Genomic DNA, 12,242 nt, shown 5'->3' on the forward strand with positions numbered 1-12,242 from the left:
ATTTGCCTGGCGGCCATAGCGCCGTGGAACCACCTGATCCCATGCCGAACTCAGAAGTGAAACGCGGTAGCGCCGATGGTAGTGTGGCATTCGCCATGCGAGAGTAGGACACTGCCAGGCACCCAATACAAGAAACCCCGCTCGATGAGCGGGGTTTTTTATTGGCTGCAATTCAGCAAGTCGCCTGATAATTGACCTTTTATTCCCTCTTCTTCTGCCGTTTTCTCTGTTTTTCCTCCTCTATTTTCTCCGGTTCTGCCATAAACCCCAGTTTCTGTAACTATATGATATTTATCTATTTGTTAATTTAACACCGATCTCTATGAGGTATGGCGGTCTGTTCTGCAGGACAATGACTTAAAGTCACAAATGATAATGATTATTGTTTAAGTGATCTGGGTGGGGTCGTTACAATGCGGGCTGATTAATAAAGTGCTTTTCAAATGAGCCTTTGCTAATGCTGCGCCTGGCCGGATGCCAGGGCGTTGTAACGAGTGAAGTAAGGGAATACGCCACTTTCCTACTAAAAACGTTCAGGCCAAAACATGACAACAGTGAAACCGAACAAGCTTGCCTTGCTGATCTGCTCCCTTCTTGCGTCCCAAGCCTATGCTGCCGAACAAGAGGTGATGGTCGTCACCGCCTCCGGCTTCCAGCAGAAGATTGAAGACTCTGCTGCCTCCATCTCCGTTATCACCCGTGAGCAGCTGGAGAAGCGGGCATATCGCGATGTGACCGATGCCCTGAAGGATGTACCCGGCGTTGTGGTGACGGGTGGTGGCAGCAGCAGTGATATCAGCATTCGTGGTATGGGTTCGAAATACACCTTGATGCTGGTTGATGGCAAGAAGGTGGATAGCCGCGGCACTCGCCCCAATAGCGATGGCCCGGGTATCGAACAGGGTTGGTTGCCGCCATTGCAGGCGATCGAGCGGATTGAGGTCGTCCGTGGCCCCATGTCATCCCGTTATGGTTCGGATGCCATGGGCGGCGTGATTAACGTGATTACCCGTAAGACCACCGGACTGGCCTGGCAGGGCTCGGTGCACGCTGATTCTACCTTCCAGGAGAACAAGGATGCCGGCAACAGCTTCCAGACCGATGCTTATACCGCAGGTTCACTGATCGATGGTGTATTGGGGCTGCGTTTCAATGGTCAGCTGGCGCATCGTGGTGAAGACAAATTTACCCAGGGCTTTGCTGAGCAGGAGACTCGCAGTGGCACGGCCGTGCTCAGCTTCAAGCCTGACGACCATAACCGCTTCGATCTGGAAGCCAGTCGCAGCCTGCAGGATCGGGATCGTACGGCCGGCAATTCACTGGATGCCAAGGCGAAAGATAGCCTTAACCGCTACGAGCGCACCAACTATGCGCTGACCCATGATGGTCAGTATGATTTCGGATCTTCCAGCAGTTATCTGCAGCAGGAGACCAACACCAACCCCGGCCGCAAGATGGAGCTCACCAACACCATCGCCGACACCCATACCCAGTTCATTCTTGGGGATCACTACCTGAGTGTCGGTGGTCAGTACCGCTATGAAGACCTGCACGATCAGGGCAATACCCTGAAAGTAGCCAACCCTGCCGAGCAGCTGACCCGCTGGAGCTGGGCGATGTTTGTCGAGGATGAGTGGTCACTCACTGACAGCTTTGCTCTGACCGGTGGCGCCCGCATGGATCGGGACCAGAACTACGGCTCTCACTGGAGCCCGCGCCTCTACGGCGTCTGGCATCTGGACCAGAGCTGGACGTTGAAAGGGGGGGGCTCGACCGGTTACCGCTCCCCTGACTTGCGGATGTCGGCGGCCAACTGGGGTCAGGTCACCGGTGGTGGCAGCCTGGATGGCATGCTGGTCGGCAACCCGGATCTCAAACCGGAGACCAGCGTGAGTGAAGAGATTGGTCTGCTGTGGAACGGTCATCAGGGCTTCAACGCCGGGGTTACCCTGTTCAACACCGACTTCAAGAACAAGATCTCCGAAGTGCGTCGTTGCACCAGCAAGAGCGATCCCGCCTGTACCCTCAATGGTCACAGCTATGACTTCATCAGTGACCGGGTCAACGTCGACAAGGCGAACATGCGCGGGGTCGAGGGGATGATGGATTGGGCCATCAATGAGGATTGGTCGGTCAGTTCCAGCTACACCTTTACCCAGTCCGAGCAGAAGAGCGGCCCACTGGCAGGGTATGCCCTCAACCAGATGCCCCGCCATATGTTCAACGGCAGCGTAGACTGGCAGACCACCGAGGATCTCAGCCTCTGGTCACGGGTCAACTTCCGTGGCGAGACTTCCGAGTACCTGAGCCGGGTCAAGATGGCGGAGGGAACCCCATCCTACACCTTCTTTGACATGGGTCTGGTCTACAAGGCCAACAAGCATCTGGATCTGACCGCCGGGGTCTACAACCTGTTCGACAAGACGGTGGATTACAGCAGCTATGGCACTGTGCTGGACGGTCGCCGCTACAACCTTGGCGTGACCTACAACTTCTGATAGGGAACCTGTCATGCGGCCGCCATCTTCTGATGGCGGCCGTTTTTATTGCACGTCCGTCAGGGGGCTATGCCTGATAGGGGGCGGCTTGCCAGGTATTGCGCCCCAGTCCCTTGGCCTGATACATGAGGGCGTCAGCCTGCCGCAGTAGCTGGTCGGCATCAGCCTCTCTCTTTGCTTCTACCCAGACGGCCCCTGTGCTGATGGAGAGGGTCACCTCGCCGCTGCTGGTGTGCAGGGTTTGCCGGTTGCTCTCTAGGCAAATGCGCTCGGCCCACTGTTCTGTCTCTGCTAGCGTCGTCAGCGGCAGCAGCAGGCAAAACTCCTCGCCGCCGATGCGGGCCAGTAGAGCGCCTTCGGGCAACAGGTTCGTTACCGTAGTGGCCAGCTTTTCCAGCAACAGATCCCCGATGCCATGCCCAAAGCGGTCATTGGTCTCCTTGAAGTGATCCACATCGAACAGCAACAGTGCGCAGGGCGTGCCGTTTGCCAGCCGTTGCTCTATGGCGGGCATGAATGCCCGTCGGTTGAGCAGGCCGGTCAGGGGGTCGGTGCTGGCTTGCTTCTCCAGTCTGGCGTTAGCGCGGCTCAGCTCGGCGGTGCGGCTGGCGACGGCACGGCGTAGCTGCACTATGTGGGCCACCATGATCAACACCCCGGCCAGTAGCAGCCAGGGACCGAGGTGGATGGGATAGACAGTCTCGACATGCATCCACTTGCGGATGATCCGCTCCCGATCGCTCTCTTTGAGCTTGGCGAAGCCCTCTTCCAGCCGGTTTAACAGGGCAAGGTCGCCCTTTTTCACCGCAAAGCGGATCTGGTCGGTATAGAGGTGGCGAACCGGAATAAAGCGGGTGGGATCGTCCGAGGTATAGATGTAGAAGTTGGCGACCTGCAGATCGGCGATAAAGGCTTTTATGTCGCCCCGAAAGGCCGCCGCCAGCAGGGTGTCATTGTCATCGAAGGTCTGCAGTCTGGTACCGGGGAAGTAGCGTCTGGCGTAATACTCCTCGTAGCCACCGGCCACCACCCCGACCGTTTCATGGAGCAGGTAGTAGTGGACATCGGTGCCGCGCAGTTCGCTTGAGAAGAAGAGCTGGGAGTCGAGCTGGGCGAGGGGCTGACCATAGTCGAACAGCTTGTCCCGCTCCGGTGACCAGAGCAGCCCCGCGTGAACGTCCGCATTCCCCTCATGGAGCAAGTCGAGGGAGCCCTGCCAGTCGACCAGCCTGAACTCGATCTTCTGGCCGGTCACCCGGGCATATTCGCGCCACAAATCGATCAGCAAGCCATCCGGCTGGCCCGACTCATTGATATAGGAGAAGGGCTGCCAGGCTTTGGAGTTGGTAATGATGATCGGCTCTTCCGGGGCTTTGGCCCAGGCAGGCAGGGCAAGAGCGAGCAGCAGGAGCCCCCATCCGATACTGACTATGACTCCTGTCCTGGAAGAGGCCATCCTTGCTCCAATCCGTTGCCGTATACCGTCCCGTGGTCACCGATTATCACCGCCTTTCTCATCGAAGAACAAGCGCTCAAATGATGAAGTTTGCATGATGAAAAAGGCGCCATGACAAGGCTGGCGGATAGAGTGACTACTTACAGCGGCAGGCTGATCCGCGCTTCCAGTCCCCCTTGTGGTCGATTGAGCAGGGTCAGCTCGCCGCCATGCTGATGGACCAGAGTGCGAGCGATGGAGAGCCCGAGCCCCACGCTGCCCGACTCGGTGTTGCGCGCTTCGTCCAGCCGCACGAAGGGTTTGAACACATCCTCCAGCCGCGCCGGATCGATCCCCGGCCCGTTGTCGCAAACCCGGATCAACAGCTCTTCCTTGCAGCGTTCCAGCGACACTTCGGCGCTGCCGGCATATTTGATGGCGTTGCCGATCAGGTTCTGCAACACCCGGCGCAGGGTGTTGGCCCGGCAGGCGTAGACCTCTTTACCCTCTGCCAGACAGGTGACCGGCTGGCCGGTATCGGCATAGTCATCGCACAGGCTGACCAGCAGGCTGACCAGATCCAGCTCGCGGGTCGCCTCCTGTTGCCCCTCCTCGCGGGCAAAGCTGAGGGTTGCCGCCAGCATCTGCTCCATCTGTTGCAGGGTCTGCTGGATGCGCTCCTTGTCCTCGCCATCGGCCAGAAACTCGGTGCGCAGCCGCAGGCTGGTGATGGGGGTGCGCAGATCGTGGGAGATGGCCGCCAGCATCCGGGTTCTGTCCTGCACGAAGCGGTCGAGCCGGGTGTGCATCCGGTTAAAGGCCTGAATCGACTCACGGATCTCGGTCGGCCCCACCTCCTGTAGCGGTTCGATATCCTCGCCGCGACCCAGCCGCTCGGCGTTGCCTGCCAGCTGCTGTAGCGGGCGGGTGGCACGGCGAAACAGCAGCACCATCAGCCCGATCACCAGACTGGCGACCAGCATCAGGTTGAGGGTGGTCTGCCACGACCAGCTGCCCGCCTCCTTGTCGACCAGCGAGCTGAACTGCAGCCAGCCCCCCTGCGGCAGTTCGATGGAGCCATAGAGCCGCATATCCCGTGGTGGGGGCGGCCCCTTGCGATCCCGCATCATGCGGGCGTGATGCTCCCACGCCTTGCTGCGCTGGGTATCCTCTTTCAGCTCAGCGCTGATCTCGACGGTGAGGCCGGGGGGATAGTTGAGGCGCGAGCGCACCAGTTGCTCGAAGCGGGGGCTGCGGTTATCCGGTTGCAGCGGCTCATCGGAGAGGCGCAGCAGCAGGGTCTCGTTGCGACTGGCTTTGAGGATCTCATCATAGAGAGACGGGGGGGAGAGGGAGAGCAGCCGCACCACCGAGATGATCCGCTGCATGGCGTTGCGGCTGTTGACGAAGCCGAGCGCCTCCTCCCGATCCGAGCGGTAGATCTGGATACTGAGCAGCTGGATCAGGATCAACCCCGCCAGCGCCACCAGAATGATCTGGCCGGTCAGTCCCTTGGGCCACATCCGTGCCCACAGTCTTCGCAAGGCGCTCACTGCTTAAACCTGCGTCACGTCGGCGGAGAACATATAGCCACCACCCCAGATGGTCTTGATCAGCTCGGGGTTCTTGGGATCCCGCTCCAGCTTGCGGCGCAGTCGGCTCACCAGGGTATCGATGGCGCGATCGAACGCCACCGCCTCGCGGCCACGGGCCAGATCCAGCAGTTGATCCCGACTCAGCACCCGCTGCGGGCGCTCGAGAAACACCTTGAGCAGATCGAACTCGGCGGTGGAGAGGCTCAAACCCACCCCATCCTCATCGACCAGCTCCCGGCGATTGATGTCGAGCAACCAGCGATCGAAACGCAGATCCCGGGTCAGGGTCTCGGCGGCGGGCTGGGTCTCTGCTTGGGTACGGCGCATCACCGCCTTGATGCGCGCCAGCAGCTCGCGTGGGTTGAAGGGCTTGGCCAGATAGTCGTCGGCCCCCATCTCCAGCCCTATGATGCGGTCGGTCTCTTCCCCCATGGCGGTCAGCATGATGATGGGCAGGCTCGATTTGACCCGCAGCTCGCGGCAGAGGGTCAGGCCATCTTCACCCGGCATCATCAGATCCAGCACCAGCAGGTCGAACTCCCGCTCCTCCAGCAGTCGCTTCATCTCTTTGCCATCCCGGGCGCAGCTGACCCGCAGGCCGTGCTGTTCCAGAAAGCGCTTTAAGAGATCGCGGATCTCGCTGTGGTCGTCGACCACCAGAATGTGGGTGTTGCCTTGATTCATGGGAAGGGCTCCTGCTTGACGTTGGCACGAGTATACGAAAATCCGACCTGCGGTTTGTGTCAAAGTGTGCCAGATCCGCACGATGCCACACTCTGCTACAAAAAAGGGCGATGCTGGCAAAGTTCAGACACTTGACGGGTGTTTACTTGAGGGCAAGGCAAGAGCGCCGAACCAGAATCATCCCTACCGGAGATAGACCATGAAAAAGCTGACCAAAACCCTGTTGACCGCCACCCTGATCCTTGGCCTGCCGCTGGGCGCCTATGCCGCCAGTGAAGCTGTCCCCACCGGTCAGCCCGGTGCCATGATGGACTGCCCGATGGATGGCAGTGGTATGAAAGGTGGCAAACACCACGGTGGCCGCCACGACAAGATGGCCCGCATGCAGAACATGACCCCGGAGCAGATCCAGGCCAACCTGCAGCAACGTTATGACCGCATTGAAGATCCAGCCAAGAAGGCGGAGTTCATCAAGAACCTCAACGAGCGTGTCACCGGCATGACCAAGCACGCCGAAGCGATGAAGCAGTTCGCCGACGCGAACCAGTAACAGCGCCTGCTGTTGCACATGACAGTGACAAACCGAAGGGTGGCCGAGGCCACCCTTTTTGTGATCCCATCGATCCATTTTTGCTCGAATCCTTATCTTGCTATCGCTTATGTGAGCGATGGCAAACGCGCCATGAGCGAATTGCAAGATAATGCTCGCTCATATAACAAGCTGCAGTTAGCAGTGGCCGTAAACAGGAGAGGGTATGGGTTGGGATCTGGGGACGATCAAGGGGCGATATACCGCCGTTTTTTTGGGATTCATGGTGGCGGTCTGTGTGCTGACCGTTATCGGCATCCAGTTATGGGTCAAGCCCGAGCTGCAACGGGCGGGTGAGCAGAATCTGGTGCTGCGGGTCAGCGAGATTGCGACCGACATTCGCGACCAGCTCAACGGGGTGCAGAGCCAGTCACGCAGTATCACCCAGCTGGTTGCCCAGCTGCCGAGCGAGCAAATCGATGCCGTTCTCCCTGCTCTGATCGATCAATATGGCAATGCCATGGTGTTTGGTGGCGGCATCTGGCCGATGCCGGATCAGCGGGAAGCTGGTCGCATCAAGTTCAGTACCTTCTTTCATCGGGATGGTGCCAACCAGCTGATCCCCAACACCTACTGGAACTCGGCCGAGGCACCCAACTATTTCGAGCAGCCCTGGCACAGAGCCGGGCAGCAGGCGGCGAAAGGCATGTGTGTCTGGGCGGCGGCTTACAAGGACGGTGCCAGTCAGCAACCGCGAACCAACTGCGCCATGGGGATCTACCGTGATGGCTCCCTCTACGGGGTGTCCACCATCGATGTGACGCTGGGTTTCTTCAATGATCTGGTCGCCAAAAAAGAGCAGGAGATCGGTGGTCAGGTGATGATCGTCGAAGCCGATGGCAAGATCCTCAGCAAGAATGGCCGTTTGAACGGGGATGTGGTGCTGGGCAATCTCTCATCTCGCGGGGACTATCCCTTTGCCAGCGCCATCGCCAGCCTGCTGGGGCTGGGTAATGGCGCCGCGTTGCAGCGCACCACTTTTCAGGATCTGGGTGAAGAGCAGACATTGCTGATGCAACCCATCGAAGGAACCCCCTGGCTGTTGGCGGCGGCGCTGCCGACCAGCACCCTGACCCACGACAGTCAGGAGGTGCTCAAGACGCTGGCAGCGATCCAGCTACCGCTGGTGGTGCTGCTGTTTGCGCTGATGTTGATGGCCATCAAGCAACTGGGCAGTCGACTCGACACCCTCAAGCAGAATATCGATGCGCTCTCGGCCGGAGATGCTGACCTGACCGCCCGGATCCGGGTCAAGGGGCACGATGAGCTGGACCATATCGCCCAATCGGTGAATCGCTTTATCGCCTATCTGCAGCAGATGATGTTGCAGGTGACCGAGACCACAGAGCTGATTACCCGTGAATTGGCCCAGCTGGACCAGCAGACGGGGCAGGCCAGACGCATTCTCGGTGAGCATGCCGCTGAGACCGATCAGATAGTGACAGCCCTGACCGAGCTCAGCTCCACTGCCGACAGCGTGGCGCACCACGCGAGCGATTCTGCCAGCTTTACCGAGTCGGCCAATGGTCAGGCGATTCAGTCCCGTCAGGTGGTGGGTCAGGCCTCTGCCAGTGTGGCGGCGCTGATCGATGAAGTCGATCTAGCCGCGACCAAGGTACTAGGGATGCAGGAAGATGCCCGCCAGATCAGCAGTGTGCTCAGCGTGATCGGCGATATTGCCGCCCAGACCAACCTGTTGGCACTCAACGCGGCCATCGAGGCGGCACGGGCTGGTGAGCAGGGCCGTGGTTTTGCCGTGGTGGCCGATGAGGTGCGAGCGCTGGCGGCGAGAACCCAGAATAGCACCGCCGAGGTGGGGAGCATGCTCTCCCGGTTGACGCAGGGGGTGGCCGAAGCAGTGGTGGCCATGGAGCACACCAAGCAGAGCTGTCAGGCGGCGACCGAAAATACCGAGCAGGTGACCGGCGGGCTCGACAAGATGGCTGATGCTGTGGTGCAGATCAACGATCTGGGCACCCAGATTGCGACTGCCGCAGAGGAGCAGAGCCGGGTGACCGAAGAGATCAACCGCAACATGGTCACTATCCGTGACATGGTCAATCTGCTGGTAGATAACGGGCAGAATACCGAACAGAGTTCAGCCACCCTGCTAGAGTCCAATCGCCAGCTGGTGGCACTGGTGCATCGCTTCAAGGTGTAACAAGCAGATAATGAAAGAGGGGGAGCCTGATGCTCCCCCTCTTGCTATCCGTGCAGGTGCGGGCGTGTCGCCCTGTCCACCGGACGAGTGAACTTAGCCCTGAGCCTTGTCGGTCAGGTCTACTTTCTTGACGGTTTCGCCTTCGAACTTGATAACGACGTTCTTCTTGGCTGCGTCGGTATCTTTCAGTAGGGTCTTGGTGGTTTCTGCCAGCAGCGGAGAGGCCTTGTTCAGGGCATCCAGATCATAGGTCCACACTTCCAGGCCGGCTTCGGTCTTGGTAGAGGCCGGTGCGCCCAGCTTCTCTTTGATAGCCTGCTTGTTGGAGCCGCCTTCCTTGATATCCAGCGCCTGCTTGATCGCTTCGTTGGATGCGCTGTCCACGGCGCCAGATACGGCGGTATTGGCCGCATCTTTTACGCTGCTGGTGACGCTGTCGGTCAGCGAGTCCATCAGGCCAGCATTGGCAAACAGGGGCAGGGTGGTGAGGGCTACCAGCAAAGTCTTTTTCATTTTCTACAGATTCCATTGGTTCAAATGAGGCGGCTATGGAACCAATAAAAGCCTCGGGTGTCAAGTGAGGCATATAATTGAGTGTTCTGTTAACTGGTTCTCACTTCTCACCGGCCACAAATAGCTTTGGTATCTCCCGCACCAGCCAGCTCTTGGCCTTGCCCATGGTGTCCCGCCGCCAGGCCAGCACCACTTGCAATTGATGACGATATTCGGGGCTGATTACCTTGAGTCGCCCGGCCCTGATGTCTTCGTCGATCCAGCTTTGCGGCATGGTGCCGACGCCAATCCCTGCCAGCAGGGCGTCGCGTTTCTCCGCCATGGTACTGACAGTGAGGCGCGGCTGTTTGTCCAGCAGGCGATAGGTGAGCACCGGCTTGCGCAGGGCCGAATCGGCTACTGCGATGGCGCGGTAGCGGCGCAGGGTTTCGTCCGCCAGCGGCTCCGGCTCCTGATGTAGCGGATGATCGGGATGGGCGACGTAGAGCATCACCTCTTCCTTGATCACCTGATGTTTGATGCCGGTCATCATGATATCGGGATTGATCGAGGAGATAAGCAGGTCGGCACGACCATCTTCCAGACACTCCCAGCTGCCCGCCAGCACCTCGGCGCGCAGCCGCAGTCGGGTATCGGTCTGTTCGGCCAGCTTCTCCACCAGGGGGTAGAGGGCCTGCAGCGGGACCAGCGCATCGACGGCGATGGTGATGTCGGTCTCCCAGCCACGGGCCAGCGCCCGGGTCTCGCCCACCAGATGTTCGGCCGCCTCCAGCAGCACTCGACCACGCTCCAGCAGCATGCGTCCCGCCGGGGTGAACTTGGTACGGTGGCCGCTGCGGTCAAACAGCATGGCATCCAGTTCGTCTTCCAGCTTCTGCACCGTATAGCTCAATGCCGAGGGCACCTTGCCCAGCTCGTCGGCCGCCGCCGCGAAGCTGCCACGGCGGTCGATGGCGTCCAGCACCCGGATTGCCTCCAGGGTCAGCGCCCGTTCCTTGTTTGATTCCTTGGCCATTTCATACCTTCAATTTTTTTGAATATGTTTGCCAGTTTATCTCGCTAACAAGTTAGGCCAAGTGTCTTTAATATTCAATCAACGCTTAGGCAGGAACGTCGAGCGGCCAAATATGCGGGAAGTTCCGCACTGTGACACTCCAAATCGGTCTGTCTGATGTCGGTGAAAGAACAACACACTATTTGAATAACCTCTTGCATGGATGCATTGATTCTGGCCGAAAAGGCCTTGGCAATGACATATAAAACAAGAGAGTGAATGAACATGAAAAACGTAATCAAGATGCTGGCCGTTGCAGGCCTGATGACCACAGGTTTCGCCAACGCTTCCGTACCGGCTGACTTCAACGCCATGCCCGGCGTGCTGTTTGTGAACTGGAACGCCACCGCTGCAATGGATGGCAAAGCCAATCCGATGCTGGAAGTGCGCGATGAAGCCGGTGACCTGATCACCTCCGCGCATGCCGACCTGACTGGCACACAACAAATTCGCTTGCCGCTGCGTACTCAAGGCACAGTGACCGTCAGCCTGGCTGGCCAGAGCAGCGAATACCGTATTCCGTTCGGCATCGGTGGTGGCAACCCCCGCTAAGTCGAACCCCGGATAGATGAGGTGCAGACCATGATGCAATTGAGAGCCGCAGAAGCGCGGGGCAAGGCCAACTTCGGCTGGCTGGACGCGCGCCACAGTTTCTCCTTCGGTCACTACTATGACCCGGAGTGGATGGGACACTCGGTGCTGCGGGTGATCAATCAGGATCTGGTTGCGCCGGGTGGCGGATTCGCCACCCACCCTCACGCCAATATGGAGATCCTCACTTGCGTGCTGCAAGGCAACATTGAGCACAAGGACAGCCTCGGCCATGCCGAGCAGATCCCGGCAGGGGATTTCCAGCTGATGAGCGCAGGCAGCGGGATCCGCCACAGCGAGTACAACCCCTCGCAGACGGAACCTCTCTCCCTGTTGCAGATTTGGATCGAGCCGAACGAGTTCGGCACGCCACCCGGATATCAGCAGAAGAAGATCGAGTCCAGACCGGGCATGACGCTGGTGGCGTCACCGGATGGCGAGGCGGGATCGTTCAGGATCCGCCAACAGGCCCGCGTATGGCGGCTGGAGCTGGCCCCGGGCGAAACGCTCGAGTGGGCACTGGCTGGCCGACACGGTTACCTGCAGATGATTTCAGGTACGCTTGCCGCCAACGGTCTGGCTGCCCGACCCGGCGACGGGGTTCTCAGTCGTGATGAATACCGGTGGGAGTTGGTCGCGACCAGTGCCACTCAAGCCCTGTTATTTGACCTACCCTGAAGCAGTCAGCGGTGATGTGACACAAACGAGGAATATGAAATGGACAAGATGAAAGATTTGGCACTGCTGGCGGGTCGTGTACTGCTGGCGCTGATGTTCGTAATGGCGGGCTGGAGCAAGATCGGTGGTTACGCTGGTACTCAGGGTTATATGGAAGCGATGGGCGTGCCGGGCTTTATGTTGCCGCTGGTGATCCTGCTGGAGCTGGGTGGTGGCCTTGCCATCGTGCTCGGCCTCTTTACCCGCAGCCTCTCCGTGCTGCTGGCCGGTTTCACCCTGATGACTGCCTTTATTTTCCACTATCAGCCTGCCGAACAGATGCAGATGCTGATGTTTATGAAGAACGTTTCAGTGGCCGGTGGTTTCCTGGCGCTGGCGGCGGCTGGTGCGGGTGCATTCAGTGTGGATGCCCGTCTCGGCAAAAACTGGTAACAGCCAGTCAGT

11 protein-coding genes and 1 rRNA gene are annotated in these 12,242 nt (G+C 59.1%); 7 read left to right on the plus strand and 5 right to left on the minus strand.

Features of this window, described 5'->3' with window-relative positions:
* Window positions 1–5 precede the first annotated feature (5 nt).
* Both rrf and BN4575_RS13865 read left to right on the plus strand, forming a co-directional pair.
* Window positions 6–120: ribosomal RNA gene (gene rrf / locus BN4575_RS13860) — 5S ribosomal RNA — on the plus strand.
* Between the two features lie 425 nt (window positions 121–545).
* Complete coding sequence (locus BN4575_RS13865) at window positions 546–2,498, plus strand: ligand-gated channel protein (protein WP_068978611.1); 1,953 nt, start codon at window positions 546–548, stop codon at window positions 2,496–2,498.
* Between the two features lie 67 nt (window positions 2,499–2,565).
* Here BN4575_RS13865 and BN4575_RS13870 read toward each other — a convergent pair whose 3' ends face one another.
* From BN4575_RS13870 to BN4575_RS13880, 3 genes are all read right to left on the minus strand, one after another.
* Window positions 2,566–3,954, minus strand: coding sequence for a transporter substrate-binding domain-containing diguanylate cyclase (locus tag BN4575_RS13870; protein WP_068978612.1), 1,389 nt, complete (start codon window positions 3,952–3,954; stop codon window positions 2,566–2,568).
* Between the two features lie 140 nt (window positions 3,955–4,094).
* Entirely contained in the window at window positions 4,095–5,456 is a 1,362-nt protein-coding gene (locus BN4575_RS13875; protein WP_068978613.1) for an ATP-binding protein, read from the minus strand.
* A 33-nt stretch (window positions 5,457–5,489) separates the two neighbouring features.
* Window positions 5,490–6,212, minus strand: coding sequence for a response regulator (locus BN4575_RS13880; protein WP_042019874.1), 723 nt, complete (start codon window positions 6,210–6,212; stop codon window positions 5,490–5,492).
* 199 nt (window positions 6,213–6,411) lie between these two features.
* Between BN4575_RS13880 and BN4575_RS13885 the strand changes: the two genes are divergently transcribed.
* Both BN4575_RS13885 and BN4575_RS13890 read left to right on the plus strand, forming a co-directional pair.
* The gene (locus tag BN4575_RS13885) at window positions 6,412–6,762 is read left to right on the plus strand and encodes a hypothetical protein (protein ID WP_068978614.1); all 351 of its coding nucleotides are present in this window, start codon (window positions 6,412–6,414) and stop codon (window positions 6,760–6,762) included.
* Window positions 6,763–6,967: 205 nt separating this feature from the next.
* A complete protein-coding gene (locus BN4575_RS13890; RefSeq protein ID WP_068978615.1) occupies window positions 6,968–8,962 on the plus strand; it encodes a methyl-accepting chemotaxis protein in 1,995 nt (664 codons plus the stop codon).
* A gap of 93 nt (window positions 8,963–9,055) precedes the next feature.
* On the opposite strand, the gene BN4575_RS13895 is transcribed toward BN4575_RS13890, so the two are convergent.
* Complete coding sequence (locus BN4575_RS13895; protein ID WP_068978616.1) at window positions 9,056–9,475, minus strand: hypothetical protein; 420 nt, start codon at window positions 9,473–9,475, stop codon at window positions 9,056–9,058.
* A 100-nt stretch (window positions 9,476–9,575) separates the two neighbouring features.
* Complete coding sequence (locus BN4575_RS13900) at window positions 9,576–10,490, minus strand: LysR family transcriptional regulator (RefSeq protein ID WP_068978617.1); 915 nt, start codon at window positions 10,488–10,490, stop codon at window positions 9,576–9,578.
* A gap of 258 nt (window positions 10,491–10,748) precedes the next feature.
* On the opposite strand from BN4575_RS13900, the gene BN4575_RS13905 reads away from it, so the two are divergent.
* The 3 genes from BN4575_RS13905 to BN4575_RS13915 are packed head-to-tail and all read left to right on the plus strand — an operon-like array spanning window position 10,749 to window position 12,230.
* Complete coding sequence (locus BN4575_RS13905; protein ID WP_058053589.1) at window positions 10,749–11,081, plus strand: hypothetical protein; 333 nt, start codon at window positions 10,749–10,751, stop codon at window positions 11,079–11,081.
* A gap of 30 nt (window positions 11,082–11,111) precedes the next feature.
* Window positions 11,112–11,798, plus strand: coding sequence for a pirin family protein (locus tag BN4575_RS13910; RefSeq protein WP_068978701.1), 687 nt, complete (start codon window positions 11,112–11,114; stop codon window positions 11,796–11,798).
* A gap of 39 nt (window positions 11,799–11,837) precedes the next feature.
* Complete coding sequence (locus BN4575_RS13915; RefSeq protein ID WP_068978618.1) at window positions 11,838–12,230, plus strand: DoxX family protein; 393 nt, start codon at window positions 11,838–11,840, stop codon at window positions 12,228–12,230.
* Window positions 12,231–12,242: the final 12 nt, after the last annotated feature.

It is taken from the genome of Aeromonas sp. EERV15 (assembly GCF_900079845.1).
GTDB classification, from domain to species: domain Bacteria; phylum Pseudomonadota; class Gammaproteobacteria; order Enterobacterales; family Aeromonadaceae; genus Aeromonas; species Aeromonas sobria.

Excerpts from the sequence above, each read along its gene's own strand:
- BN4575_RS13865 (WP_068978611.1), top strand. The coding sequence starts at position 546 with ATGACAACAGTGAAACCGAACAAGCTTGCCTTGCTGATCTGCTCCCTT.
- BN4575_RS13870 (WP_068978612.1), bottom strand. The coding sequence starts at position 3,954 with ATGGCCTCTTCCAGGACAGGAGTCATAGTCAGTATCGGATGGGGGCTC.
- BN4575_RS13875 (WP_068978613.1), bottom strand. The coding sequence starts at position 5,456 with ATGTGGCCCAAGGGACTGACCGGCCAGATCATTCTGGTGGCGCTGGCG.
- BN4575_RS13880 (WP_042019874.1), bottom strand. The coding sequence starts at position 6,212 with ATGAATCAAGGCAACACCCACATTCTGGTGGTCGACGACCACAGCGAG.
- BN4575_RS13885 (WP_068978614.1), top strand. The coding sequence starts at position 6,412 with ATGAAAAAGCTGACCAAAACCCTGTTGACCGCCACCCTGATCCTTGGC.
- BN4575_RS13890 (WP_068978615.1), top strand. The coding sequence starts at position 6,968 with ATGGGTTGGGATCTGGGGACGATCAAGGGGCGATATACCGCCGTTTTT.
- BN4575_RS13895 (WP_068978616.1), bottom strand. The coding sequence starts at position 9,475 with ATGAAAAAGACTTTGCTGGTAGCCCTCACCACCCTGCCCCTGTTTGCC.
- BN4575_RS13900 (WP_068978617.1), bottom strand. The coding sequence starts at position 10,490 with ATGGCCAAGGAATCAAACAAGGAACGGGCGCTGACCCTGGAGGCAATC.
- BN4575_RS13905 (WP_058053589.1), top strand. The coding sequence starts at position 10,749 with ATGAACATGAAAAACGTAATCAAGATGCTGGCCGTTGCAGGCCTGATG.
- BN4575_RS13910 (WP_068978701.1), top strand. The coding sequence starts at position 11,112 with ATGATGCAATTGAGAGCCGCAGAAGCGCGGGGCAAGGCCAACTTCGGC.
- BN4575_RS13915 (WP_068978618.1), top strand. The coding sequence starts at position 11,838 with ATGGACAAGATGAAAGATTTGGCACTGCTGGCGGGTCGTGTACTGCTG.